This is a genomic window from Aeromonas sp. 600948 (genome assembly GCF_049174875.1).
In the GTDB taxonomy this organism is placed as follows: Bacteria; Pseudomonadota; Gammaproteobacteria; order Enterobacterales; family Aeromonadaceae; genus Aeromonas; species Aeromonas veronii_A.
The window spans coordinates 85,826-112,443 of sequence record NZ_JAAKTY010000004.1 but is presented as its reverse complement, the minus strand read 5'-3'; the positions used below and the strand labels follow the sequence as shown (position 1 = coordinate 112,443).

General features: G+C 58.0%; 22 protein-coding genes. 12 read left to right on the top strand and 10 right to left on the bottom strand.

Annotated elements, in window-relative coordinates; all coding sequences use genetic code 11:
- Window positions 1-62: 62 nt before the first annotated feature.
- Both G5182_RS04840 and G5182_RS04835 read left to right on the top strand, forming a co-directional pair.
- Window positions 63-1,289 (top strand): winged helix-turn-helix domain-containing protein, encoded by a 1,227-nt coding sequence (locus tag G5182_RS04840; RefSeq protein ID WP_421254227.1) that lies wholly within the window; start codon window positions 63-65, stop codon window positions 1,287-1,289.
- Window positions 1,290-1,380: 91 nt separating this feature from the next.
- On the top strand, window positions 1,381-2,130 hold the full coding sequence (locus tag G5182_RS04835) for a substrate-binding periplasmic protein (protein WP_227343007.1): 750 nt from the start codon (window positions 1,381-1,383) through the stop codon (window positions 2,128-2,130).
- 122 nt (window positions 2,131-2,252) lie between these two features.
- Here the strand turns inward: G5182_RS04835 and frdD are convergent, their stop codons facing one another.
- From frdD to mscM, 7 genes are all read right to left on the bottom strand, one after another.
- Window positions 2,253-2,609: a fumarate reductase subunit FrdD gene (frdD, locus tag G5182_RS04830; protein ID WP_227342095.1), complete on the bottom strand. Its 357-nt coding sequence runs from the start codon at window positions 2,607-2,609 to the stop codon at window positions 2,253-2,255.
- A gap of 10 nt (window positions 2,610-2,619) precedes the next feature.
- Window positions 2,620-3,018: a hypothetical protein gene (locus G5182_RS04825; RefSeq protein WP_005335058.1), complete on the bottom strand. Its 399-nt coding sequence runs from the start codon at window positions 3,016-3,018 to the stop codon at window positions 2,620-2,622.
- Between the two features lie 16 nt (window positions 3,019-3,034).
- Window positions 3,035-3,769, bottom strand: coding sequence for a succinate dehydrogenase/fumarate reductase iron-sulfur subunit (locus G5182_RS04820; RefSeq protein ID WP_005335057.1), 735 nt, complete (start codon window positions 3,767-3,769; stop codon window positions 3,035-3,037).
- Window positions 3,762-5,546, bottom strand: a complete 1,785-nt coding sequence (frdA, locus tag G5182_RS04815; RefSeq protein WP_005335056.1) for a fumarate reductase (quinol) flavoprotein subunit — start codon at window positions 5,544-5,546, stop codon at window positions 3,762-3,764. Before frdA ends, G5182_RS04820 begins: the two co-directional genes overlap by 8 nt.
- Before the next feature lie 509 nt (window positions 5,547-6,055).
- Window positions 6,056-7,933, bottom strand: a complete 1,878-nt coding sequence (locus G5182_RS04810; protein WP_266134319.1) for a methyl-accepting chemotaxis protein — start codon at window positions 7,931-7,933, stop codon at window positions 6,056-6,058.
- Window positions 7,934-8,091: 158 nt separating this feature from the next.
- The gene (locus G5182_RS04805) at window positions 8,092-8,769 is read right to left on the bottom strand and encodes a glycerophosphodiester phosphodiesterase (RefSeq protein ID WP_421230607.1); all 678 of its coding nucleotides are present in this window, start codon (window positions 8,767-8,769) and stop codon (window positions 8,092-8,094) included.
- 24 nt (window positions 8,770-8,793) lie between these two features.
- On the bottom strand, window positions 8,794-12,075 hold the full coding sequence (gene mscM, locus G5182_RS04800) for a miniconductance mechanosensitive channel MscM (protein ID WP_421230606.1): 3,282 nt from the start codon (window positions 12,073-12,075) through the stop codon (window positions 8,794-8,796).
- Window positions 12,076-12,230: 155 nt separating this feature from the next.
- Here mscM and G5182_RS04795 point away from each other — a divergent pair, with 155 nt between their 5' ends.
- Window positions 12,231-13,568: an MATE family efflux transporter gene (locus tag G5182_RS04795; RefSeq protein WP_106842912.1), complete on the top strand. Its 1,338-nt coding sequence runs from the start codon at window positions 12,231-12,233 to the stop codon at window positions 13,566-13,568.
- Window positions 13,569-13,656: 88 nt separating this feature from the next.
- On the opposite strand, the gene G5182_RS04790 is transcribed toward G5182_RS04795, so the two are convergent.
- Window positions 13,657-14,478, bottom strand: a complete 822-nt coding sequence (locus G5182_RS04790; RefSeq protein WP_421230605.1) for a peptidoglycan DD-metalloendopeptidase family protein — start codon at window positions 14,476-14,478, stop codon at window positions 13,657-13,659.
- Window positions 14,479-14,721: 243 nt separating this feature from the next.
- On the opposite strand from G5182_RS04790, the gene G5182_RS04785 reads away from it, so the two are divergent.
- A complete protein-coding gene (locus tag G5182_RS04785) occupies window positions 14,722-15,501 on the top strand; it encodes a BPSS1780 family membrane protein (RefSeq protein WP_227342102.1) in 780 nt (259 codons plus the stop codon).
- A gap of 68 nt (window positions 15,502-15,569) precedes the next feature.
- On the opposite strand, the gene G5182_RS04780 is transcribed toward G5182_RS04785, so the two are convergent.
- Window positions 15,570-16,469, bottom strand: coding sequence for a LysR family transcriptional regulator (locus G5182_RS04780; RefSeq protein WP_005362277.1), 900 nt, complete (start codon window positions 16,467-16,469; stop codon window positions 15,570-15,572).
- A 126-nt stretch (window positions 16,470-16,595) separates the two neighbouring features.
- On the opposite strand from G5182_RS04780, the gene G5182_RS04775 reads away from it, so the two are divergent.
- From G5182_RS04775 to oxyR, 4 genes are all read left to right on the top strand, one after another.
- Complete coding sequence (locus G5182_RS04775) at window positions 16,596-17,456, top strand: Vmh family MBL fold metallo-hydrolase (RefSeq protein WP_227343009.1); 861 nt, start codon at window positions 16,596-16,598, stop codon at window positions 17,454-17,456.
- Window positions 17,457-17,531: 75 nt separating this feature from the next.
- The gene (locus G5182_RS04770) at window positions 17,532-18,176 is read left to right on the top strand and encodes a DsbA family protein (RefSeq protein ID WP_227342104.1); all 645 of its coding nucleotides are present in this window, start codon (window positions 17,532-17,534) and stop codon (window positions 18,174-18,176) included.
- A 171-nt stretch (window positions 18,177-18,347) separates the two neighbouring features.
- Window positions 18,348-19,988, top strand: a complete 1,641-nt coding sequence (locus tag G5182_RS04765) for a methyl-accepting chemotaxis protein (protein ID WP_216978208.1) — start codon at window positions 18,348-18,350, stop codon at window positions 19,986-19,988.
- Between the two features lie 142 nt (window positions 19,989-20,130).
- On the top strand, window positions 20,131-21,030 hold the full coding sequence (gene oxyR, locus G5182_RS04760; RefSeq protein WP_216953055.1) for a DNA-binding transcriptional regulator OxyR: 900 nt from the start codon (window positions 20,131-20,133) through the stop codon (window positions 21,028-21,030).
- Window positions 21,031-21,079: 49 nt separating this feature from the next.
- Here the strand turns inward: oxyR and G5182_RS04755 are convergent, their stop codons facing one another.
- The gene (locus tag G5182_RS04755; RefSeq protein WP_216953056.1) at window positions 21,080-23,551 is read right to left on the bottom strand and encodes a penicillin-binding protein 1A; all 2,472 of its coding nucleotides are present in this window, start codon (window positions 23,549-23,551) and stop codon (window positions 21,080-21,082) included.
- 299 nt (window positions 23,552-23,850) lie between these two features.
- Between G5182_RS04755 and tapM the strand changes: the two genes are divergently transcribed.
- The 4 genes from tapM to G5182_RS04735 are packed head-to-tail and all read left to right on the top strand — an operon-like array spanning window position 23,851 to window position 26,604.
- On the top strand, window positions 23,851-24,912 hold the full coding sequence (gene tapM / locus G5182_RS04750; RefSeq protein ID WP_302055918.1) for a PilM family type IVa pilus assembly protein TapM: 1,062 nt from the start codon (window positions 23,851-23,853) through the stop codon (window positions 24,910-24,912).
- Entirely contained in the window at window positions 24,900-25,478 is a 579-nt protein-coding gene (gene tapN / locus G5182_RS04745; RefSeq protein ID WP_216953058.1) for a PilN family type IV pilus biogenesis protein TapN, read from the top strand. The genes tapM and tapN overlap by 13 nt, the downstream gene beginning before the upstream one ends.
- A complete protein-coding gene (gene tapO / locus G5182_RS04740) occupies window positions 25,475-26,074 on the top strand; it encodes a PilO family type IV pilus biogenesis protein TapO (protein ID WP_216953059.1) in 600 nt (199 codons plus the stop codon). The genes tapN and tapO overlap by 4 nt, the downstream gene beginning before the upstream one ends.
- Window positions 26,071-26,604, top strand: a complete 534-nt coding sequence (locus tag G5182_RS04735; RefSeq protein WP_216953060.1) for a pilus assembly protein PilP — start codon at window positions 26,071-26,073, stop codon at window positions 26,602-26,604. Before tapO ends, G5182_RS04735 begins: the two co-directional genes overlap by 4 nt.
- Window positions 26,605-26,618 lie beyond the last annotated feature (14 nt).

The window sequence follows — 26,618 nt, the reverse complement described above, 5'->3', positions numbered from 1 at the left end:
CCTCCGGTTTTGTTGGCCATCCGCCGGGCGCGCGATGGTCATATACCAGGGAGCGGTTGTTGATGTCGATTACCCATTTATCACTGCAAGATGCCCGTCATCTGCAACTGGCGGCGCAGGGGCTGCTGGCCCCCCGTCGCAGCAAGGCGACCCCGGCCGATCTGCTGGCCACCATTCGCCGCATGGCGCTGCTGCAGATAGACACCATCTCGGTGGTGGCGCGCAGCCCCTATCTGGTGCTCTTTAGCCGGCTTGGCCAGTACGAACCGCGTTGGTTGGAGCAGCTGCTGGCCGACGGCGAGATCTTCGAATATTGGGCCCACGAGGCCTGCTTTGTGCCCCGCGAGGATTACCGGCTGTTGCGCCATCGGATGCTCGACCCTGCCGCCATGGGCTGGAAGTTTTCGGCCAACTGGCTTGCCACCCATCAGCAGGAGATTGGCCAGCTGATCGAGCGTATTCGCCAGCATGGTCCGGTGCGGGCGGCTGACTTTGAACGCACAACCGGCAAGGGGAACGGCTGGTGGGACTGGAAGCCGGAGAAGCGCCATCTGGAGGTGTTGTTTACCACTGGTCAGCTGATGGTACGGGAGCGGCGCAACTTTCAGCGGGTCTATGATCTCGCCGAACGGGTGCTCCCCGAGTGGAGCGACCAGCGGGATCTGCCGAGCGTCGAGCAGGCCCAACGGGATATGGTGCGCGCCAGCTGCCGGGCGCTGGGGCTGGTCAAAACTGGCTGGGTTGCGGACTACTACCGGCTGCGGCGCGGCAAATATGACGCCCTGCTCCATCAGCTGGCGGACGAGGGGGAACTGCTGCCGGTACGGGTAGACGGGTGGCAGCACGGCGCTTTTGTGCACGCCTCGCTGGCCGATGAGCTGGCAAGGGCGCAGGCGGGCACCCTCAAGGCAACCCATACCACCGCCTTGTCGCCATTCGACCCGCTGGTGTGGGATCGCAAGCGGGCCAGTGAACTGTTCAATTTTGACTATCGCATCGAGTGCTACACCCCTGCCCCCAAGCGCCAATACGGCTACTTCGTGTTGCCCTTGCTCCATCGCGGCAAGCTGGTGGGCAGAATGGATGCCAAGGCTCATCGTCAGCAGGGGATCTTCGAGATCAAGAGCCTCTATCTGGAAGCCGGGGTGAGAGTGACCCGCACGCTTGCACAGGATCTGGCGAAAGCCCTGCAAAAGCTGGCTGACTGGCACCAGACACCGCAGCTCCGTTATGGTGCCATTCCGGCCAATTTGCTGGCGTTGTGGCATGAAAGCGCCCCTGCAAAGTGAGATCTATCCCTTCTGGGCTAAGCTGCAAGAGGGATAAACAGTTCGGGAGCGGGAGATGAAACGAGCAGGAACATGGTGGGCGGGATTGGCGATGGCTATCTTGTCCCCCGCGCTATGGGGGCAAGAGCCGCCAGTGAAGATCTGTCTGGGGGAGGGCAACGAGTGGGCCCCCTTTACCTACTGGGAGCGCAAGGACGGGGTGCCCGATACCAGCCGCCTGACCGGTTCGGCGACGACGCTGGTGCTCGATGCCCTGCAACAGAGCGGGCTCTCGCACCAGATCCGCTATCTGCCTTGGGCGCGGGTGCAGCAGGAGCTGGCGGATTATCACCAGAACGGTCTGTGCGAGCTGACCTGGGATGCCAGCTACAAGCCGGAGCGGGCCGAGTTTGCCTTCTATAGCGTACCCCTCTATTACACCCACCTCGGTTTCTTCTATCTCAAGCGCCGCTACCCCGAACCGCCGGATCTGCAGACGGTCAATCGTTCCCGGGTGTGCGGGGTGATTGGCTACAACTACACCCCCTACGGGCTTGCGCAGGAGCCACGCCGGGTCAAACAGTTGCAGCAGGCGCTCGACATGCTGGAGCGGGATCGCTGCGACTTTCTGCCAAGCGAAATCGAACCTCTGGTGGCAGGCATCAGCCTTGGCATTTACCGCAGCGAGAGCGGGTTGCTCAATCTCGCCCTGCCCAGCCGCAAGGGATTCTATCTGCTAGTGAGCAAGGGCTCCCCCCGCGGTCACCAGCTGGTGAACATCCTCAATCAGTCGCTGGTGGCATTTCAGGAAGGGGGGCATACGGATGAGGTGATGCGCCGCTTCTTGCCACCGATGGAGTAGGTGCTCATCAGGAAATTCAGGTGAAAAGGGCCAGCCTGAGCAATCCGGCTGGCCCTTTTCACCTGTTCAGGAGGATAAAAAAACCGGGCACAGTGCCCGGTTTTCTCAATCAGTCGGTGTGATTACTGGAACAACAGTACCATCAGCAGACCGACGGTAATGGCAGATACCAAGAAGGCAAAGCCATAGAACACATAGTGGTGCAGCTTGGTGGTGTGGATCCCGAGATCATGCAGGCCGTGGTAGATACGATGCATACCGTGCCAGATTGGCAGGGCGATGATCACCAGCAGGATGCAGGCACCCCACCAGGAGCTGGCGAACGCGTGCACGCGGTCATAGCTCATGGTTTCCACGTCCATGATGCCCATGGGCACCAGCAGACCGGTGATGAGGACAATGACCGGCAGCAGCATGGCAACGACCATGCCACCCGCACCAAACAGACCCCAGTAAATTGGTTCGTCAGAACGTCTCATTGTTTTCTCCTCAGGCCACGATGATCAGGACAAGCAGGGACACCACCGCCAGCGCCACATACTGGGCGAGAACGATCGGCTTCTCCGGTACCAGGTCTTCACCACGGAAGATACGCATGGCTTTCGGCGCCAGGGCGAACCAGGTTTTGGCATGGAACAGGCACGCCGCCAGAGCGACGACATGGAACAGGATGGCGATCGGGCTTTGCAGGGATTCCAGCCAGCCGTTGAACGCTTCCTGACCCTGAACCAGGCGCATCAGGCCCCACATCAGCACAACGGCGTAGATGGAGACGAAGATACTGGTGCCTTCACGGATCATGTAACCGGTGTAGAAGGCGTTCTTCAGCCACCAGTCTTTCTTCATTTCGCGGACGTAAGGTTTACGTTTGCTATCAGTGTTGTTCATGGTCTCAATCCTGCTCTCAATCTGGCTTGAACATGGCGATCATGTAGTCCTTGGCGCTTTCGACCTTGCCAAGCTGGATGGCCGCCGCCGGATCGACGCCTTTCGGGCACACTTCGGAGCAGTAGCCCACGAAGGTACAGCCCCAGACGCCTTCGTCCTGGCTGATGATGCGCATACGCTCTTTGGCGCCGGCATCACGGTTGTCGACGTTGTAGCGATAGGCCAGAGCCAGTGCCGCCGGACCGGTGAACTTCTTGTTGATGCCGTACTGCGGGCAGGCCGCGTAGCAGAGACCACAGTTGATGCACTGGGAGAACTGCTTGTACTGCGCCATCTGGGCCGGAGTCTGGATGTACTCGCCATCACACAGGCTGCGCGGCTCGCTCGGGATGATGTACGGCTTGATGCTCTCCAGCTTCTCGATGAAGTCGGACATGTCGACCACCAGATCGCGCTCGATCGGGAAGTTGTTGAGCGGCTCGACGGTCATCTTGCCCGGCAGGTAGTCGCGCAGGAACGCCTTGCAACCCAGCTTGGGCACACCGTTGACCATCATGCCGCAAGAGCCGCAGATCGCCATCCGGCAGGACCAGCGGAAGCTCAGGGTAGAGTCCAGGTGATCCTTGATGTACTGCAGGGCGTCCAGCAGAGACATCTCTCTCTGGTATGGCACCTGGAAGGTTTGCATCCAAGGCTCGTTATCCTGTTCCGGACGGTAGCGCAGGATCTCAATTTCAATCATCTCAGCCATTCTTCTTAGCCTCGTCTTGTTTCTCACCCTCGGAGCCGTACACGCGTTTTGCCGGCTGGGACTTAGTGATCTTCACATCGGAGTAATCGATGGAGGGCGTTTCGCCATTTTTGTAGAACGAGAGCGTGTGCTTGAGGAAGTTCACGTCATCGCGCTCTTCGTAACCATCCAGACGCTGGTGGGAACCGCGGGACTCTTTACGATTGATAGCGGAGTGCGCCATGGCTTCAGCCACGTCCAGCATGTAACCCAGTTCGATGGCGTACAGCAGATCGGTGTTGAAGACAGAGGACTTGTCGTTGATCTTGACCTTCTTGTAACGGGCTTTCAGCTCGTTGATCTTGTCGATGGTGCCCTGCATCAGCTCTTCGGTACGGTAGATACCGACACCGGCTTCCATGGACATGCCCAGTTCGTTGCGGATATCGGCCGGGTTTTCGGTACCGTCTACGTCCATCAGGGAGAGGTGCTGCTTGATGAGCGCCTCGGCCTTGGCGGCCAGCGCTTCGGTGTTGCCATGCTTCTGAGTCTTGGCAAATTCACCGGCCTGCTCACCTGCCAGCTTGCCGAATACCACGATCTCGGACAGGGAGTTGGAACCCAGACGGTTCGCACCGTGCAGACCGACGGAGGCACATTCGCCCGCGGCGTAGAGGCCGGGCAGACGGGTGGCACACTTGTTGTCAGTCTCGATACCACCCATGGTGTAGTGGGCAGTCGGACGTACCGGGATAGGCTCTTTGGCCGGATCCACGTTGACGTAGGCTTTGGCCAGTTCGCAGATGAACGGCAGACGCTCTTTCAGGTACTTCTCGCCAAGGTGACGCAGGTCGAGGTGAACCACATCGCCCATCGGGCCCTGAATGACGCGGCCTTTCTGCTGCTCTTGCCAGAATGCCTGGGAAACACGGTCGCGCGGACCCAGCTCCATGTATTTGCTCTTCGGCTGGCCGATCGGGGTTTCCGGGCCCAAGCCGTAGTCTTGCAGGTAGCGGTAGCCATCCTTGTTCAACAGGACGCCACCCTCACCACGACAACCTTCGGTCATCAGGATGCCGGTGCCCGGCAGACCGGTCGGGTGATACTGGACGAATTCCATATCACGCAGCGGTACGCCGTGACGGTAGGCCAGTGCCATGCCGTCGCCGGTGACGATGCCACCGTTGGTGTTGTAGCGATAGACACGGCCAGCGCCGCCGGTTGCCACGATCACGGATTTGGCCTGGATGAAGCGGGTGATACCGTTCTGGATGTCGAAGGTCAGTACGCCCTGGACACGGCCGTCGTCCACGATCAGATCAAGGCAGAAATGCTCGTCGAAGCGCTTGATGCTCGGGTACTTGACGGAGGTCTGGAACAGGGTGTGCAGAATATGGAAACCGGACTTGTCTGCGGCGAACCAGGTACGCGGAACCTTCATGCCACCAAACGGACGCACGTTGGCTTTGCCATCCGGCTTGCGGCTCCAGGGGCAACCCCAGTGCTCCAGCTGGATCATCTCTTTGGTCGCGTTGTTGACGAAGTATTCCACTACGTCCTGCTCGCACAGCCAGTCACCACCGGAGACGGTGTCGTTGAAGTGGTTTTCGAGGGAGTCGTCATCACGGACGACACCGGCGGCGCCGCCTTCGGCAGCAACCGTGTGGCTGCGCATCGGGTAAACCTTGGAAATCAGGGCGATGTCCAGGTCTGGCTGTGATTCGGCTATAGCGATAGCGGCGCGTAAGCCGGTACCGCCAGCACCGATGATGGCCACATCGGTCTTGATAATATCCACATCTGCCTCCTTAGGGATAGATTTGCTGGGCACGATTTTGCTCTATGAAAAAAATTCAGGCTTGATGCAAGTCAAACTGCTAGGTTTTATTCCCTTTTTATTGGTTATTTTTCTATAAAACACCCAAATCCCTGGATGAAAATGTCGTTATTATCGTCATTTTTTGGTGTTACTGAGCAGTTGAACACCTAGCTACGAGTACTTTAACTTCTGGATTGTACGTAGTTTTCTTTCAATAAAATGCGAATCACCTCTCTTTTTAGGTACTCGCGAAAAAAATTTTAAGTTTTTTATTGTAATTTTTTAATGAGAATTATTGGCATTTACTTGTTCGGATAGAAATAGTTAATCCGAAATGCTGCGGTGACCACGGCGGTGATCTGATAATCCCAGACGAATCACAAGGATTTCAAGGCGGGGTATTTGGCGGGTAATGTGAGATTACTCACTGAAAATTAAGCGCTATTTAGAAAAATAAAAGGGGCCTGTACGGCCCCTTTTGCTCATGCTCAAATGCGGAACATGCCGACCTGATTGCTCAGTTCACCCGAAATATTTTTAAGTTGTTCAGAGAGATGGCGTGAGCTGTCTGCATCCACTGCCAGTTCGTCCGAGACATCTTTCACCGCCTGAATGTTGCGGCTGACCTCGTCGGTCACCGCTCGTTGCTCTTCCGCCGCGCTGGATATCTGGGTCGCCATGTCGGAGATCTGATTGATGGAGGAGGTGATCTGTTCCAGCGCCTGGGTGGCGTTGTTGGCATCATCCACGCTGTTCTGGGCCAGCAGCTGTCCTTCATGCATGGTGCTGACTGCCCCCTGGGTATTGCGCTGCAGGGTCTCGATCATGCTGCGGATCTCGACGGTGGAGCTATGGGTACGCTGTGACAGCACCCGCACTTCGTCTGCCACCACAGCGAAACCCCGGCCCTGTTCGCCTGCACGGGCTGCTTCGATAGCTGCGTTGAGTGCCAGCAGGTTGGTCTGTTCGGCGATGCCCTGAATGGTGGAGAGGATGGTGTTGATCTCCTGAGCGTTTTTCTCCAGTTCCTGAATGATGTTGGAGGCCTGTTCCACCTGGGTGGCCAGATCGGTGATGGAGCGCTGGTTGCGGGCGATCACCTGCTTGCCATGTTCGCAACTGCTGCTAGAAGAGCGGGCTGCTTCGGCGGTCTGTTCGGCGTTGCTTGCCACTTCAACGGCTGTGGCCGACATCTCGTGTACTGCAGTAGCGATCTGGGAGATTTCGTTTTGCTGACGTGCCAGCCCCTGATTCGCCTTCTCCGCCATGCTGTGGGAGGATTTGGCCTGCTGATTAAGCTGGGTCGAGGAGTTGGAGATATCCTGCACCATCACATGGATCCGGTCGATGAAGGTGTTGACGTGCTTGGCAACCGCGCCCACCTCGTCTTCCCGCTCGATCTTGATGCGGCGGGTCAGATCACCGTTGCCGCGTGAGAGATCGGCAATCGCTTCGCCCAGGGTTTTCAGGGGTGCCAGTGAACCATTGATGGCGACATAGGAGAAGCCAGCCACGATCAGTATGGTGATAAGCCCCTGGATGAGGGAGGAGGTGACCATGCTGCGCACCGACTGATAGGCGGTCTCCTCATCCACCATCATGCCGTAATACCAGTTGGTATTGGGGATTGCGTTGAAGTCAAAGACCTCTTTCTTGCCACTGATCACCAGCTCGTTGATCATGCCGTCATGGGCGATCTGGTTGATGTAAGAAGCGGTCAATTCAGGGGCCAGTGCGGTGGCAGACTTGAGACTCAACGAGGCATCCGGGTGGGCGATGATGGTGCCATTACTGTCTACCAGAATGGCGTAGGTGCCCTCGGTAGTGACTGCCAGAATATCCGAGATAAGGGCGCTGATGGATACGTCACCGGCGATGACGCCCTGAGTGTTGCCGCGCTGGAACGGCTCGGCAATGGTGACAATCAGTTGTCCGGTAGAGATATCCGCATAAGGGGCAGTAATGACCAGTTTGCCAGCTGCCATCGCATCCTTGTACCAGGGGCGTTGACGGGGGTCATAACCGGCAGGGAGGTTGGTGGGCTTGCTCTGGATCATCTTGCCATCGGCAGTACCGGCATAGACCAGGTCGAATCCACCTGCATTCATGGATTGGGCCAGATGGCTGATGGGTTCATCCTCTTTGGTGAAAGCCTCCTTGGTGGTGCTGACGATGGCGATACGGGAGTCAACCCAGCGGGAGATCCCCTTGACGTTGGCCATGGAGCTTTCGTCGATGATATTCCAGACCAGCCGCTGGGTTTCGCTGCGCAGTTGCGAGGTGTTGTACCAGACCTGTATCCCGGTGATCACCAGAATGATGACCCCGATAGCCAGGACCAGCTTGTTTTTAATCGATAAGTTCATAGTTACATCCTTGTGAGCGTCAGTCTGAGTGTGTGGAAACTGGTTATTGTTATGTGCCTGTTCTTATCGGCTGAAGTTGAACTCTTTGTATCCCGATCAGCTATTTAAAGTTAGTGCCTAAATCAGAGCTTATCCATATGTGTATCCTTGTCAGGTGGCTACAGGAAACGATCTGGACGATTGGTGAAGATTCCATCGACCCCCATGCTGGCTAGTTTTTCATAATCTTCATGATAATCAACGGTATAAACTAGAACCCTTAATCCGCGTTGATGTGCATCTTCCACCAGTATCCGGTCGACAAAATCCACGTCGCAGTTAAGTGACCAGGCCCCCAGCTCATCAGCAAACAGCGCCAGGTTGAGTGGCAGATTGGCGGTCAGGGCGCCGAGGCGGATATCGGGCCGCAAGGCGGCAAATCGGGCCAGCTCCGGGTGATGGAAGGACGAAACCACCCACTGGCCGGGAGTAAAGCCCAGCTCGGCCTCTGCCCGTCGGGTCAGGGCTGCCACCGCATCGGCGGTATGAGCCCCCTTGAGCTCGATGTGCAACTCGCAGCGTCCGGCTATGATCTCCATCACCTGCCAGAGGGTCGGGATCACCTCTCCTTCACCGGCATCAAGCTGCTCCAGATAGGAGCGGGATTGCTCGGTCAGTACCCCCTTGCCATTGGTGCAGCGCTCCAGCCGCCGGTCGTGGAAGACCCACAACTCGCCATCGGCCGCCTGCACGTCGATCTCGATGGCTGATGCTCCCAGCTCCAGCGCTTTGGCCATCGCCTTGAGAGTGTTTTCGGGGGCCAGACCGCTGGCGCCACGATGGGCAATAATCTGCATGTTCTGCTCCTTTTACCTCGCGGATCAGCCGCGGCTCAGGTGAATGTCGATCTGTTGATGGGGCAGAGTAAGTCCCTGCTGCTGCATCTTCTCCAGCACCAGCGAGTGAACCTCGTGAGTGATGGGCATCCGGTGATCCATGTTGTTGACGTAGAGGCGGATCTCGTAGATCAGCGCCGAGTCGGTGAATTCGATCAGGAATACTTCCGGACTGGGGGTCTCCAGTACCAGAGTAGAGGCATGGATCGCCTCCTCAAGAATACGTTGCACCAGTTTCGGATCACGGGTCAGACCGATCCGGATCCGCAGTTTGACCCGGGTTATCGCATCGGAGAGCGACCAGTTGATGAACTGCTCGGTGATAAAGGCCTTGTTGGGCACGATGATCTCCTTGCGATCCCAATCCACTATGGTGGTCGCCCGGGTTTTGATCTTGGTTACGGTGCCGGTGAGATCGCGAATGGTCACAGTGTCACCGAGCCGGATTGGTTTCTCGAACAGGATGATGAGGCCGGAAACAAAGTTGGCGAAGATCTCCTGCAGGCCGAAACCCAGCCCTACCGAGAGGGCGGCCACCAGCCACTGGGTCTTCGACCAGTCGATACCGAGCATGGAGAAACCGGTGAGGGCGCCAACGAGGATCACCAGATACTTGCTGATCGTGGTGAGTGCAAAGCCGGTTCCGGGAGAGAGGCTGAGGTGCTGAAGCAGGGTCAGCTCCATCAGCCCCGGCAGGTTGCGGGCGGTCACCACGGTCAGGATGAAGACGAAGGCGGTCAGCATCAGATCCTGCAGGGTGATGGCGGAGAGCTGCTCGATGCCACCAATCTTGCTGCTCACCTGCCATACCTCGATATTGCTGAGGAAGCTGAACGCCGAGTTGAGATCCGACCATTGCACTACCACCAGCATGGTGAAGCCGAGCATCAGCAGGGTGCGCACCAGCCCCAGCGACTGGGCGCTGATGGTGTCGAGGTCCAGCTCAGTCTCTTCCACCACATCGGGGATCTCCGAACTTAGCTCCTCCTGATTGTCGTCACGGCCGCGCTGGGCCAGCATCTCGGCCCGCTTGCTCTTGGCACGCTCGAAGGCAAGGCGGCGGCGCTGGATCAGCATCCAGCGTCTGGCCAGATAGTAGATCAGCAGGCAACCCAGCCCCATCAGCAGGCTCAGCTCCAGCTGGCGCAGCAGGGTGCGCGAGGTATAGAAGTAGCCAAACAGGGCGCCGATCACCGCCAGCAGCGGCGCCAGCATCAGGCTGTTCCAGATGAAGTGGTGCAGCAGATGGGGCTTGGTCATGTCGGTCTGGCCCCAGGTGAGCGGCAGCCGCTCCCGGTTGAGGCGGGCAAAGAACAGCAGCAGCCAGAGTGCACCGATCATGAAGGCCATCCGGCCGAGGGAGTCGTAGAAGGCGTGCTCCTGATAGCTGTTGGCCATCCCCTGCACAAAGAAACTCGGGATCAGCACCAGCAGCAGGGTGCGAAACTGCCCCCATACCTTTTGCACCTGTTCCCGGGGCCAGCGGAAGTGGTGGATCAAAATCCCCCGCTCCAGCGTCAGATGGCGGGCCATCACCAGTGCCAGCAGCAGAAACCAGATCTCGCCAAGGCCGCGTGCTACCGCCACCGCAAACGGGTATTGCCAGGCCCCTTCGAGCAGGCCGCGCACCATCAGCACCATGGCGGGCAAGGGGAGGGCGGCAAGCAGGGAGCGCAGCAGCAAGCGGCTGGTGAGGCTGAATTTGTCCTGGGTCACCTTGCCGATCCGCGGCGCAATATGGTCGCAATAGAGGCTCAGGTGACGGGCCAGCTTGAACCAGCTCCAGGCCAGCACCAGCAGACCAATACCGGCTAGCGTGAGGCTCAGCGGGCTGTTCTCGGCGATGGCATAGGGCAGTTGCAACCAGTTGTCCGGGTTGAAGGCCAGGGTCAGCGCGGCAGGAATACCGAGCATCACCTGTGGGGTAAAGGGGCGCACATCCGGCATCCAGAACAGGTGGCTGGCGCTTATTTCGCGGATCTCGTCGATCTTGCTGTTCTGGCGGCTGTATAGAAGCTTGAGACGAGTCTGCTCCTGAATGAGGGTGTCTGAGGCGTCGTTGAGCCGGGTCAGCAGTTGGCGCCGGGCCTTGAGCAGGTTGTCGAGCACCGCTTGCTGTGGCCGATCGAGCGTCACCTCCTCTTCGGCCATCAGCTTGTCGCGCAACTGGCGGGTATCCTTGAGCCCATCCTGCTCGCTCTCGTACTGGTACTTGGCCATGCGGGCGCTGACGATGGCGGACTCCAGCTTGTCGAGGGGGAACTGGGGAGGCAGATCGGAGAGTTTGCTGCGCAGGTTCTCGCCGTAGGCATTACTGATCTGCAGCCACTCCAGCTGTTCGCGCACCGAGTTGACCAGCTCATTCAGCTCAAACAGATTTTTGTCGACGCTGCGCTGCTCATCCTGCACCCGCTCAATCTGATCTTCCAGTGTGCCGAGCTGGATGGAGAGCGCCTGATTCTGCTGTTGTTGCTCCAGCAGCAGCGGCATGTCGGTGGTGAGCTGTTTGCGCAGCCGTTCGCTCTCCTCCAGCGCCTGCTCGGTCTTCTCCCGCCGCAGTTGGTTCTGCTGGGTCAGCAGGCTGGCTTGCCACTCATCCTCGTCGGCGATGGCCAGATTGAGCTCCTGCAGTTTCAGCTTGCCGAGATCGTTGCGCTGCTGGGCAGAGAGCTGCTCCAGCTCCAGCATCTGGATCCGGTCGGAGAGGCTCTGCTCTTTCATTCTGGTCAGCAGCAGCTGTGCCTCCTGCTGGCGATCCGATTCGCTGCTGAAGCTCAGTCGCTCCAGCTGGCTGCGGGTCAGTTGCAGCTGTTTGCGCAGATCATCCACCCGCAGGTGATACTCCTGCCCGGTACTCTCTAGCTGGTTGAGGCTATCCATCACCCCCTGCCGCTCCTTGCGCAGGTTGAGCTGGCGGTTGCTGCTCAGGCCTATGGCCTGGCGCAGCGCCTCCTCCTTGAGGCTCGCCAGCGGCGGGCGAGCGGCGGGCTGATAGTTGTGCAGGCTCTCCTTGAGCCGTGCCGACTCCTTGGGGTAATCGATAAGGATCTGCTGATAGGCTTTGCTCTGCTCCCGGTAACGCTCGGCCTCTCTGGCAAATTGCAGCGCCTGCTGGTAGCTCTCCCGCAGCTTCTGGTTTTCCGGGGTATCGCTCTTGGGCACGCTCTGCAACAGGGATTCGGCCTGGGCAATGGCATCGTCGGCGCGCACGGCTGGCGGCAACAAGATAAGGGAGAGCAGCAAGAGGGTGAGCAGGCGTTGCAACATGAGGCTCGTTTCCGTTCAGAAGAGGTGGCCCTAGCCTAAAACAGGGCAGGGAGGCGGGTAAAGCAGTCTATATTAATGATTCATAACACAAATAACAGGAAGTCGTGCTGCCGTTTCGCTATGATCCCGGCCGCTTTCTCTCCACCGAGTCGAATATGTCAGCTGTTGATCTGGGCACAGCCCCGCTATCTCGCCTTTTCTGGCGTTACGTAACCCCGACCGTGGCGGCCATGCTGATCACCGGCATCTATGTCACCATCGATGGCATCTTCGTTGGCCATGTGCTGGGTCAGGATGGCATGGCCGGTTTGATGCTGGCTTATCCCATCTGCGCCGTGCTCTATGCGGTGGGGGCGCTGATCGGCATGGGGGCCTCGTCGCTGGTCTCCTTCTATCTGGGGCAGGGCAACCCGGCCAAAGCCCGCCATATCGTCGGAAATGCGCTGGTGATGGTGTTGCTGGCCTCGGCACTGCTCAGTTTTATCGGGATCCGCTATGGCGAGCCCATGCTGGCCTGGATGGGGGCGGAGGGGGAGATCTTCACCGCCGGGCTCTCCTACCTGCAGGCCTACGCCTGGCTTGGCGTCTTTGCGGTGCTGTCGATGGCGTTCAGCTCGCTGCTGCGCAACGATGGGCGCCCCGGATTTGTCACCCTCATCATGGTAGTCGGGGGGCTGCTCAACGTGCTGCTCGACTATCTGTTGATGGTGGTGTTTCCGTTCGGACTGGCCGGGGTGGCGACGGCCACCATGCTCTCCCAGGCAGTGACGGGCCTTGCTTGCCTGTGGCACTTCTTCACACCGCGTAGCCAGCTGCGGATAAGTTGGGACACCTTGCGCCCCGATCTGCGGCTGATGGGCGAGACGGTGCGCCTCGGGGTCTCCAGTTTTCTGATGTACCTCTATCTCTCGGTAGTGCTGGCGCTGCACAACAAGGCGTTGCTGGCGGTCGGCACTTCGCTGCATGTGGCGGCCTACGGGGTGATCAGTTACACCGAGGCCTTCTTCTATCTGGTGTTCGAGGGGATCGCCATGGGTATCCAGCCCATCGCCAGCTTCAACGCAGGAGCCGGTCACTGGCGGCGGGTGCTGCGGATCCGCAACCTGGCACTCGGAGTGACGTTGGGGATCGCCCTGTGCGCCATGTTCCCGCTTTATCTGTGGCCGGAGGCGGCGGTCTATCTGTTTGCCGGCGACAACGCCACCCTGCTGCCGGTGGCGAGCCTCGGGATCTGGCTCTACTTCTGGGGGCTGCCGATGGAGGGCTTGCTGCTGGTGGGGGCCACCTACTTCCAGGCCATCAATCGGGCTCGCATCGCCTCCCTGCTCACTGGTGGCAAGCTGGTGCTGATCGGCGGTTTCTTGTGGGGATTCTCGACCCTGTGGGGCGTGCCCGGGGTCTGGCTGGCATTGCCAACGTGCAGCTCATTGCTGGTGTTGGTGATGTGGCGGGCGATGCGTCGGGAGTCCGGCGCCCACGCGCTGGCCGGATAGGTAATCAGGTTCGACGTGCAGATAGCAGACAGGCAGCCATGGGCTGCCTGTTTTGTTAGAGGATGTTTTGTTAACGGGCTCTGCCGATTCAGGGCTTGAAGGCACCGATAAAGATGGCGGGATCGACCCGGGTGTCGTTGAGGCTGACGTTCCAGTGCATATGGGGGCCGGTAGCGCGGCCGGTCGAACCGACTCGCCCGACGATGCCGCCACGCGGCAGGCTCTGGCCGAGCTTCACATCGATCTTCGACATGTGGCAGAACATGCTGATGAGCCCCTGACCGTGGTCGACAAAGACGGTATTGCCATTGAAGAAGTAGTTGCCGATCAGGATCACCTTGCCGGCGGCGGGGGACTTGATCGGGGTGCCGGCGTCCACGGCGAAGTCGAGGCCGGAGTGGGGATTGCGCTCCTCGCCATTGAAGAAACGACGCAGGCCAAACGGGCTGGAGAGGGGGCCGTTGACCGGCTTGTCGAACATCAGGTTGCTCGGCTGGTTGGGGCTGAAGGTCTGGTAAGCCCGGGTCTGCTCCGCCAGCTCTCGGTTGATGCGGGTCATATCCTCGGCGAGCGGATTGACCTGACGGCTGTTCTTGAGCTTGATGTGCTGCTCGCGGTAGTGCTTGGGGGTCACGGTGAAGCCGAGAGTACGGCCATCACCTGTGGTCAGTTGCTGGGCGCCGGGCGTGCTTTTCAGAGAGATGCCGACGATGGCGATCCACTGGTTGTCTTCGCGCACTACCAGCACGGGCTTGTCGTGATAGCGGGCCGTGGGGGCAGTGGGTGACGCGCCAAGAGGGATCACCGCAACGCCACCTGGTACCGGATGGTTGAGCAGGCGACTGATAAAACCCTCGGCCAAGGCCGACTGGCTGGCCAGTAACAACAACAGACAACACACAACTCTCATGACGATACCACTCGATGTTAAAGCGCCCGGGATGGCGGGATGACAACCCCCTGTCCGGCATTCGTCGATCACTAAAGGGTGATCACGGCACGCTGGCCACGACAGGCGCGGCTGATGCCCCTTTTGTGCATAGTTGCGTCAGGTTTTATGTCGTGCTCGGGTTGCTTCGCCATTGAGTCGCCCCCGCCCTGGCTCTAGAATCGGCTTCCGGCACTTATGCCACCGACACTCCGAGGAGACGATATGAACGGATTACCCCCTTTGCGCACCACACCGGCCCGATACACGACAGGTCGTGGCTGGCTCTGGGTTCGCAGCGGGTTCGATATCTTCAACAAGGGGATGGGGATCAGCGTAGCCATGGTGCTGGTCTGGTTTATGGTGGGCATGCTGCTGGAGCAACTGCCGGCGGGGGGCCTTATCTCCCAGCTGCTCTACATGGTGTGGGGCGCGGGTTGGGTGGCGGTCGCCGCTCGGGGTTATCGGGGGGAGCCGCTGCAGTTTGCCGATCTCTTCGCCGGTTTTCGCCACAAGTTGACCCCGCTGATGCTCGGCGGTCTGCTGGTGTTGCTGCTGTTCAGCCTGGTTGGTCTCGTCTGTCTCGGTCTGCTCTCCGTGTGGGGGCTGCTCCCGCTGTTGACGCAGGATCCCGAGAGCATGGTGGTCTCTGCCAGCCAGTTGCAACAACTGCTGCTGGTGTTGCTGGTGGGAATGCTGCTCATCATTCCCGTGCTGATGGGGGTCACCTTTGCTCCTGCGCTGATCTACCACCACGATATCGGCATCATCCAGGCGGTGCGTCTGAGCTTCTTCGGCTGCTGGCGCAATATGTGGCCCTTCTTCTGGTGGGGGCTGCTCTCAGCCATGTTGCTGCTGTTTGGCGCGGCGCTGCTGCTGGTGGGTCTGCTGGTGGTGATCCCGGCGCTCAACTACTCCATCTATGTGGCTTATCGGGATATTTTCCTGGACGAGAGTGCGCAGCAGGAAGCGCCTCACTCAGAACCATTCGGATTTGAAGCCTGATCAAGGGATCGGAATGAAGAAGGGGCACGCAGCGGCCCCTTCTCTTCATGGTCGGGTTTGAGGTGTGCTTACTCCTGCCAGATGGGATCCGCCGCCATGCGGGCTAGCAGAAAATCGAGGAAGCTGCGCAGCAGTGGCGACATCTGTTTGCGGGTAGCATACACCCCGTAGACCCCGAGGCGCTTGGGCTGCCAGTCGGTCAGCAGGGGCACCAGTTCTCCGCGCTCCAGATAGGGTTGGGCCGAGTAGCGTGGCTGCAGGCTGATCCCTGCGCCTTCCAGCGTTGCTTCCAGCAGCAGGTTGGAGATATTGGCGCTCAGGTTACCGCTGACCGGCACTGACTCGGGACCGTCCGGTCCATTAAACTCCCACAGGCTCTTGCCGAAGTAGGTGTAGGTGAGGCAGTTGTGCAGCGCCAAATCCTGCACCTTGTGTGGCATCGGATGACGGGCCAGATAGGCCGGGCTGGCACAGACTACCGAGTGGCAGGTGCCGAGACGGCGCGCCACCAGATTGGGGTCGAGGTCGTTGGTGATGCGCACCGCCAGATCGATCCGCTCCTCTACCAGATTGACGGTTCTGTCGAGCAGCAGAATGTCGATGGCCGTCCCCGGGTATTGCGCCAGATAGTCGTTGGCAGCCCCGACCAGCAGCGCTTCTGACAGGGAGTAGCTGCTGGTGATCCGCAGTTGTCCCTTGGGGGCGTCATCTCCCTTCACGGCGATCTGCTCCATTTCTTCGCCGAGGGCCAGCATGGCGCGGGCCCGGTTCAGCGCTTCCTCTCCCGGCCCGGTCAGGCTCAGACGACGGGTGGTGCGGTGCAGCAGGCGAGCGCCCATCCAGCTCTCCAGCTCGGCCAGATAGCGTGACACCATGGCGCGCGACATATCCAGTTTCTCTCCGGCGCCGCTCAGGCTCCCCTGTTCGACTACGCTGACGAAGACCCGCAATGCGGTCAGTCGATCCATGTATGGCTCTCTATATGTTCGATAAGTGCAACAGTGATGTGCTTTTTATGCTGTATTTGCACCTTATGTGATCCAATACACTCTGTCCATCAAATGAACCCCCGAATACTTAATGAGGAATAGATGATGAACAACACCCTGATCCGCAACCTGACTCTGGCGACCACCCTGCTGAGTGGCGCCGCACTGGCAGCCCCCCTGAGCGTGACCGTCTATAACCCTGGCGAGAAGGCGATCTTCCCGGTCTCCTCCTCACTGGTGACCGGTGACAAAGAGGCCATCCTGATCGATGCCCAGTTCGACGTACAAAATGGTCAGGCGCTGGTCGACATGATCAAGAAGAGCGGCAAGAAGCTGACCACTGTCTATATCAGTGCCGGTGACCCCGACTTCTACTTCGGTCTGGAGCCGGTCATGGCTGCGTTCCCGGATGTCAAGGTGCTGGCCGACCAGCATGTGGTTGACCACATCAACCAGACCAAGGATGCCAAGCTGAACTACTGGAGCCCGATCCTCGGCAAGGGGGCACCGAAGAGCCTGACCGTGCCGCAAGTGATGACGGCCAGTCACCTGACGCTGGATGGCGAGAAGATTGAAATCAAAGAGATGAACACCCCGAATGCCTACCTCTGGGCCCCTTCCATCAAGACTGCTTTTGGTGGTGTGCCGGTTTACCACGGGGTGCATGTCTGGATGGCCGACAGCCAGACCAAAGCGGCCCGCAGCAACTGGGTCAAGGCGCTGGACAACCTGCTGGCCCTGAAACCCGAACGTGTAGTACCGGGCCACTTCCTGGGCACTGCGCCCAAAGGCACTGCTGCTGTGACCTTTACCCGTGACTATGTAGAGCGTTTCGAGCTGGAGCTGGCCAAGGCAAAAAATTCCGGCGAGCTGATTGAGGCCCTGAAGAAGGCCTATCCGGCACTGCCGGTTGACGATGGTCTGGCCATCGGTGCCAAGGTCAATACCGGCGAGATGAAGTGGTAAGCCACTGAGCCTGCTCTCCCTGTGTTTTTTTACCGGGCCTCAGGGCCCGGTTTTTTATCCGAGATTGAAGCGAGAATGAAGATGAGCGAACCACAAACCATCCTCCATTATGTCTATGACCCGCTCTGTGGCTGGTGCTACGGTGCCGCCCCCCTGTTGCAGGCGGCAGCCACCATTGACGGGCTCGAGATCGAGCTGCATGCGGGCGGTCTCTGGCTGGGTAGTCGCCGTCAGCCGATGGGCGAGGCATTGCGTGATTATGTGCGCCCCCATGATCAGCGGATCGAAGCGCTGACCGGTCAGCATTTTGGCGAGCGCTACTTCAACGAACTGCTGCTGCGGGAAGGGGCTCTGCTGGACTCCGAGCCGCCGATCCGCGCGGTCTTGGCCGTCACGACATTGGGGGGCGATGGGCTGGCCATGTTGCACCGGATCCAACAATCCCACTATAGGGAAGGGAGCTGGATTGGTGAGCCGGCGTTTCTTGCCAGGCTGGCGGCAGAGCAGGGGATTGCAGCGGAGGCATTCCAGCAAGCTTATCTGCAGGCCCCCTTGCTGCAACATCTGGCAGATAGCCAGGGCTGGATGAAATGGCTGGGTGGTCAGGGTTATCCTACCCTTGGGCTGATGCACAAGGGGCGGGTCACGCCTGTACGGGTTGCCGATTTTATGGGGGAGCCGGATGCTCTGAGCACGCATCTGCTGGCTCTAATGACATGATGGCTGTTATTTGAACACGAGACCGCTTCAGGAAAGGTGTCCAGGGCCGATAGGCAAACAATCACAGAAACGGTATGAAATCCTTCTGTTTTCCGGGTGCAGGCTATGCTCTATATGACCATTCCCGGTGGATGTTGCGGGAGTGAAGACTCATTTCAAGGAAGCCCTTATATGTTCAAAAACATGTCCATCGGCCAGAAACTGAGTGCCGGATTTGCCATCCTGGCCTTGTTGGTACTGGGCTTGGCCTGGTTTTCAATCAGCCAGCTGGCAAAGCTCTATGGTGATACCGAAACCATCACGGGTAATTTACTGCCTTCTACTCGTCTGGCGAGCCAGATGCATGTTGCCGTGCTGGATGCGCGTCGTTCAGAGTTGGCCCAGGTCATCGGTGGCCTGAACAAGGATGAGCAAGAGGTAAGCGATCGCACCCTGACCTTCAATAAGGCCAAGCAGGAATTTGAGCAAGCAGCCCAAAAATATGGTGCTTTACCTTTCACTACTGGTGAAGAGAAGCAGGTTTATGAGCAGGTGGTTGCGGCGGGGGCCAAGTATTTTTCGGTACATGACCAGCTGTTAAATGCCTTTGCTGCTGGCGATCTGGATAAAGTCAGAAGTCTGCGCAAAAACGAGACTCGTGCCGCATTGGAAGAGGTTGGTGCCAAGTCATATCGTTTGCGGGAGATCAATAACGAGATTGCCGATGAGATGGTGAAAGACATTGCGGCCATGTATAGCAATGCCAGAACCATGAGCATTATTGTCAGCCTGGTGACGCTGGCTTTTGTGGTGGTGATTGCCTGGCTGTTGACCGCCCAGATCCGCAATCCGGTGATGGCCCTGCTGGAGCAGACCCGCCGTGTCTCCTCCGGTGATCTTACCTCCCGCATCGATATGCAACAGTTCAACAATGATGAACTGGGGACTCTTGCCAAAGGGTTTGGCGAGATGCAGACCAATTTGCGTACCCTGGTCAGTGAAGTCTCGGGCTCAGTGGTGCAACTGAGTTCGGCCACCGAAGAGATGAGCTCGGTAGCAAGGCAGTCAGCGGCCAACATGAGTGCCCAGCAGCATGAACTTAATCAGCTGGCAACCGCGATGAACGAGATGCAGGCTACGGTTCAGGAGGTTTCTCGCAACACTAGCGATGCCGCCAGTGCCGCCACCTCGGCCAGCGAAACCGCAGAGATTGGGGCCAAGACTGTTAATGACTCTATTTTGCGCATCGAGCGGGTAGCGGGGGCCATCGAGAGCACTGCAGTGGTGATCCGCCAACTGGGCGATGATAGCCGCAATATCGGCATGGTGCTGGAGGTGATCCGCGGCATTGCCGAACAGACCAATCTGCTGGCATTGAACGCGGCGATTGAAGCGGCCCGGGCCGGTGAGCAGGGACGGGGTTTTGCGGTGGTGGCTGATGAGGTGCGTACTCTGGCCAAACGAACCCAGGACTCCACCTCCCAGATCAATACCATCATTGCCGAGTTGCAGCAGCGTGCCGAACAGGCGGGCAGTACCATGCAACAGAGTCAGGAGCTGATGAACACCACGGTAGCTACCGCTCGGGAAGCGGGCGAGTCCATTTCCCAGATCAGTGGCTCGGTCAGCAGCATCTCCCACATGAACATCCAGATTGCGACAGCCACCGAAGAGCAGGGGGCGGTGAGTGAGGAGCTCAACCGCAACGTGGTCAATATCAGCCACGCCTCCGAAGAGGTGGCTGCCGGTGCCACCCAGATGGCTCAAGCTTGCAATGAGTTGAACCATCTGGCCAGCCAGTTGCAGGATATGGTGCGCCGTTTCAGGGTGTAATCCCTTGTCGAGTCAAACAGCCCGATTGCCGCGAGGTGATCGGGCTGTGTTATTTCCGAGGGCCAGAGCGAGCCGATGACTTGTTCCGCCGGGTGATATTGTGCATGCTGATGGCCCATTTTCCAGGCAGGACTCTTGCTGTATGAATCTTCGCGATCTCGAATATCTGGTGGCGCTGGATGAGGAAAAACATTTTCGCAAAGCCGCTGAACGCTGCTTTGTCAGTCAACCCACCCTGAGCGGCCAGCTGCGCAAGCTGGAGGATGAACTCGGGGTCATTTTGATCGAACGTACCTCGCGCAAGGTGCTGTTTACCCCGGCTGGCGATGCCATGGCCCATCAGGCTCGTCGGGTGCTCAAGGAGGTGCGCGAGCTCAAGAGCATCGGTCAGCACTTCTCCGAGCCGATGTCCGGGGAGATCCATATCGGTTTTATTCCGACCGTGGGCCCCTACCTGTTGCCCCGCATTATCCAGACCCTGCGTGAGCATTTTCCCCAGCTGGAGTTCTATCTCTATGAGGAGCAGACCCAAACCCTGCTCAAACGGCTGGAAGAGGGGGAGCTGGATTGCGTCATTCTGGCCGAGATGCCGGGGATGGAGGGGTTTGGTTCAATCCAGCTCTACCACGAGCCGATGTGGTTGGCTGTGCCTTGCCATCACCCCGAAGCACAGGCCAGACAGGTGCCACTCGGCAATCTCAAGGGCAAGAAATTGCTGATGCTGGCCGATGGCCACTGTTTGCGGGAGCAGGCGATGGGATTCTGTTTCGCCGGCGGGATAGGTGAGGATCAACGCTTCAAGGGGACCAGTCTCGAGACGCTGCGCAACATGGTGGCCGCCGGTAGCGGCATGACCCTGGTGCCAAAGCTGGCCGTACCCGCCGATCATGATGAGGGAGGTGTGAGCTATCGTCCTGTGGTTGACCCTGTGCCGGGTCGTACCATCTCGCTGCTCTATCGCCACTACTCGGTACGTCGCCCCTGTTTCAACGAGCTGGCCGCCTCGATTGCCACGCTGATGAGCAAGCAGTTGGCCCAATAAAAAAACCGGCAGCCAAGGCTGCCGGTTTTGCTTCTGCCGCGAGAGCAGCTTAGAAGATATCGTCGGTTGAGACAGGCCCTTCCACATCGGGGTTGTCACCACCATAGACCTGATTGCCGTCCGAACTGGGCGCGGCGTAACGGGTCGGCTCGGTCCCTTCCTTGAAGTATTCGTCGGTTCCGCCACTGGTCGCCAGCAGTCCGGTTTCGCTGTCAATCTTCACCGTCATGATCCCTTCGGGAACCGGCATCTTGTGCTCCGGCAGCTTTTTGAGGGCGACTTTCATGAAGTCGATCCAGATAGGCTGTGCAGCGCCACCACCAAACTCGGCACGGCCAAGGCCACGCTGGTGGTTGTCAAAACCGATCCAGGAAGTAGCTACGATGTCCGGGGTATAGCCGGAGAACCAGGCATCCCGCGATTCGTTGGTGGTACCGGTTTTGCCGGAGATATCGTGACGTTTCAGGTCACGGGCTGCACGCCAGCCGGTACCACGCCAGCCGTTGCCACCCCAGATGGCTGTGCTCAAGGTGTCGGTGATCAGGAACGCGCTCTGGGCACTGATGGTATGCGGGGCGATGGTTGGCGCGAGAGGGGTCTGCGTGCCATCTTGTGCTGCGCCATCAACAGTTGGCTCCGGCAGTGTGCTCTGCTCGGACGCCGTCTGCTGTTCGCAATTGTTGCAGGCAATGGCAGGATTGGCCTGATAGAGGGTGTTCTCCAGGCTGTCGGTGACTTTGTCGATGAAGTATGGGGTCACCAGGAAGCCACCGTTGGCCAGTACCGAGTAACCACGCACCACCTCGAGGGGGGTAAATTCGGCTGCGCCCAGCGCCAGTGACTCATGGGGCGAGATGAAGTCGCGGGGGAAGCCAAAGCGTGTCAGACCGTCGATATAGGTATCCAGACCGATGGCGCGCATCAGTCGAACCGACATCACGTTCTTGGACTTGGCCAAACCCAGACGCAGCGGGGTGGGGCCATCATAAACGGCCGGGGAGTTCTTGGGCTGCCACATGGGCCCTTTTGACGGATCCCACTGGTTGATTGGCGCATCGTTGATGAGCGACGCCAGGGTATAGCCGTGCTCCAGCGCGGTCGCATAGAGGAAAGGCTTGATATTTGAACCGATCTGGCGACGCGCCTGATCGACCCGGTTGAATTTGGATAGTTCGAAGCTGAAGCCGCCAACTACTGCTTCCAGCGCGCCATTTTTCGGGTTCATGGCAACCAGCGCGGCGTTGACGTCCGGGATTTGGGCCAGCAGCAATTCTTCGCCCTCTTCCCGCACCCAGATCTGGGCGCCGACTTTCAGTACATCGCGTGCCGATTTCGGGGCATAGCTTTGGCGGTCGTCGGTAATAAAGGAGCGAGCCCATTTAATGCCGTTCCAGCCCAGCTCTGCTTCCTTGCCATTTTTAAGTACCAGTGTGGCGCTACGGTCACCGAGCTTGGTCACGACTGCCGCCATCAGCGGATCATAAGTGGGTTGCTTGCCAAGGTGGGCCACGATCTGCTCGTAATCCCAAGCTGTTTCGCCTGCCTTCCACAACTGGGCCGTCGGGCCACGATAGCCGTGACGCATATCGTAGGCAAAGACGCCATCCAGCAGAGCCTGTCTGGCGGCCCTTTGGCGTTCGGCAGAGACGGTAGTGTAGACGTGCAGGCCCATGGTGTAGGCATCTTCACCAAACTGCTCTACCATCTTCTGGCGTACCATTTCACCCAGATAGGGAGCGTGCAGGGTCACTTCGGCGCCGTGAAAACGGGCCTTGATCGGCATTTTGGACGCTTCGTCAAACTGGGCCTGGGTGATCTTGCCGGTCTCCAGCATCCGACCAAGCACAACGTTGCGGCGCGCAAAGGCGCGCTCGGGGGATCGGATGGGGTTGAGCATGGAGGGGGCTTTGGGCAGACCGGCAATGATGGCGATCTCGTCCAGCCCCAGATCCTTGACCTCTTTACCAAAATAAACCTGAGCCGCAGCACCGATCCCGAAGGAGCGATAACCGAGAGGGATCTTGTTGAGGTACAGTTCGAGGATCTCGTCTTTTGAGAGATTCTGCTCGATCCGCCAGGCCAGGAAGACCTCCTTTATCTTGCGGATGATGGTTTTCTCATTGCTCAGGAAGAAGTTGCGTGCAACCTGCTGGGTAATGGTGCTGGCACCCTGACGGGCATGACCTGATACGGCCCAGACGGAGGCGGCGCGAATGATGCCGATGGGGTCAATGCCGGGGTGCTCGTAGAAGCGGGCATCTTCGGTTGCCAGTACGGCATCGATCATTGGTTGGGGGATTTCATCCAAGCGCAACGGAATGCGACGGATTTCGCCATATTGGGCGATCAATTCCCCATCTCGGCTGTAGACCCTCATCGGGGTTGCCAGTTTGACATCACGCAGTGCGGTGACATCGGGCAGTTGGGGTTTGATATAGAAGTAGATACCGATGAGGCTGGCAACACCCAGCACAGCACCCAGCATCATGACAATAAACAGGCGAACGAGCCATTTCAGCATGGAAGAACTACCAATCGTCTTAAATTTAGCCAACGGGCGCAGAGTATAGCCCTTTTGCCATCTGGAATTCGAGGTTTTCCTGTGGCAAGTCACCCATCGACAGGATGCGAGAGGTTAGCACTACAGTGAGCAATAACCAAGGTGCCTCCCTTTATCTCAAGAAAGCGAGGTGGGTCACTTTTCGGTATAAACTTTATGACATTGATAGTTAGAGCATTTAGGATGGATCAAGCTCTCATCTGATTAGAGTGTCCTACACTCAATTCAGGTATAAAACCCAATAACGCATGGATGTGTATATGTTTGGGCTATTTAATAAGGGATCCCTCCTCCCCCTGGTGGGCATTGATTTCGGTAGCCAGACCATCAAGGCCGTTACCCTCACTGGTCGTCCCGGCAAGCTGCATATTGAATCTGTTGCCGAGGTCGCCACCCCGAAAGGTACGCTGGTTGATTACCAGCTACAGGATATCGAGCGGGTCAGCCCATCTTTGAAAACCCTCAAGCGCCTTATCTCTGGCCACAGCGATTATGCCGCGACAGCGGTGACTGGTTCCAATGTGATCACCAAGGTCATCCAGATTGATGCTCGCCTTGGTGACAAGGAGCTGGAGAGTCAGGTGCAGCTGGAGGCCGAACAGATAATTCCCTTTCCCCTCGATGAAGTCAGCCTCGATTTTGAGGTGCTGGACACCAGCGCCAGTGAAGATCGTCAGGATGTCCTGTTGAGCGCAGCCCGTACTGAGAGCGTCAATGGCCGGGTCAGCGCTCTCGCTGAGGCTGGCATTGCCGTCAAGGTAGTGGATGTGGGAGCCCATGCCTTGGGGCGGGCCGTTGTGGCCTGTTTGCCCGAGTTGCAGGAGAGTGAGCGACCGATCGGGGTGATCGACATTGGCGCCAGTGCCATGACCTTCGCAGCCTTGGTCAAGGGAGAGGTGATCTACTCGCGCTTGCAGAATTTCGGCGGTGATCAATATAGCCAGGCGCTCTCCTCTTTTTATGGCATGACCCTCGATGAAGCTGAGCAAGCCAAGACCAAAGGCACCTTGCCTGTTGACCATGAGTTGGACGTGTTGATGCCACATATCAACTCGCTGTTGCAACAGGTGCGGCGCAATATCCAGCTGTTTTGCAGCTCGTCAGGTTATCGTGATATAGCCAAACTGGTGTTGACCGGGGGAGGCAGCTTGCTACCTGGCTTGTTGGTACAGGTAAAAGAGGAAGCCAATTGCGAGGTGTTTCATCCGGATTTGTTCGCCCTGTTTGGCAAACCGAAAGGAGAGGTTGATCTGGTACATGGCGCTAAATATATGACGGCATTCGGGTTGGCTCTGAGGAGTTTTACACCATGTCAAATATAAACCTTCTCCCCTGGCGCGAGGCTCGTGCTCAGCGGCAAAAGAAACAGTTTGGTGCCCTGCTCGGGCTTTTCGTGTTGGTCACTGTCGCACTGAGCCTCTTTGCCAACTGGCTGGTCGAGCGTCAGATTGCCGCCCAGCAGCAGCGTAATCAGCGTCTGGTTCAGGAGATGACCATCCTGGATGCACAACTGGGAGAAATCCGCCTGCTTAAAGAACGTCGCAAGGAGCTGATCGATCGGATGCAACTCATTGAACATCTTCAAATGCGTCGAAATGTGCCCGTTCGTCTTTTCAACCAGTTGCCCTCTCTGGTACCCAATGGGGTTTACCTCAATACCCTCTCGTTGCAGAACAATATTATCGATGTCAACGGCAAGACAGAAGCTTATGGTCGAGTGGCCAGCATGATGCGTCGAATCGATGGTTCCGGCTGGCTGGGACAGTCGAAAATAAGCACCATTTTTGCAGCGGAGGTCGCGCCGGTATCGTTGAGTCAATTCTCGATGATGTTCCTGATTGCCAATAATACCGCGGCTGCCGGGGATATGGCCAAGGAGAGCAAATGAACCTTCAGCAACTCAACGAGCTTGATCTGAATGACATCGCGAGCTGGCCAAAATGGGCGAAAGCTGTCTTTATCCTGCTGTGCTGTGTGTTGACTGGTGGCGCTATTTATTACTACGTGATTGCCAATTCCTTAGGCAATCTGACCAAAGAGAGCGCCAGAGAGACGGAGCTGAAAGGCCAGTTTGAAAGCAAGGCGATGCTGGCAGCCAATTTGGGCGCCTACAAGGCACAAATGATCCAGCTCGAGCAACTGGTCGATACCCAGCTCAAGCAGTTGCCCAATACCCATGAGGTCGCCGGTTTGCTGGACGATATCAGTTTTATTGCCACCGATAATGGCTTGAAACTCAATCGCATCAACTGGGAACCGGAGGTCAAGCACGAGTTTTCTACCGAATTGCCCATGCGGATCGAGGTAGTAGGTAATTATCATCAGATCGGCAAGTTTACGGCAGATATGGCAGCCCTGCCTCGTATCGTCATACTCGACTCCTTTACCTTGAGTCAGAGCAAGGATGAGGGAGACCTGATTGCTATGTCGATGCTGGCCAAAACCTACAAGTACAACGGTAAAACAGTGGAGCAGAAACAATGAGACGCATCTGCTGGTTGTTACCTGCCCTCTTGCTGACGGCCTGTGGTGGTCAGGAGGAGATGGATTCCTATATTGCCGAAACAAAGGCAAGACCCCCTGTACCTATTGAACCCTTACCCCAGTTGAAGCCGTTTTCCCCCATGCACTATCAACAACGCGATCTGCGTAGTCCCTTCATGATGCCGCAACCAGAAGCAAGTGTCGGGCGCGCGAATAGTGCCCAGGTGAAGCCTGATTGCGCACAGGTTATGATGGACAGAGAAAAAGAGGTATTGGAAAACTACTCTCTCGCCAGCTTGTCAATGCACGGCTCCTTGGGAAAGGCCGGGCAGTTGTGGGCCCTGATCAGCACACCTGATGGAAAATCAATACGGGTCGGGCTCAACCAGTATATGGGGCTCGATCAGGGTAGAGTCATCAAGATTACTCCTACGGCAGTGGATTTACTGGAAACCATTCCGGACGGGAAGGGGTGCTGGGTAACAAGAGAAACCCAGTTGGCGATGGCCAATATGCAAGAAAAACAATAATCAGGGACGAACAG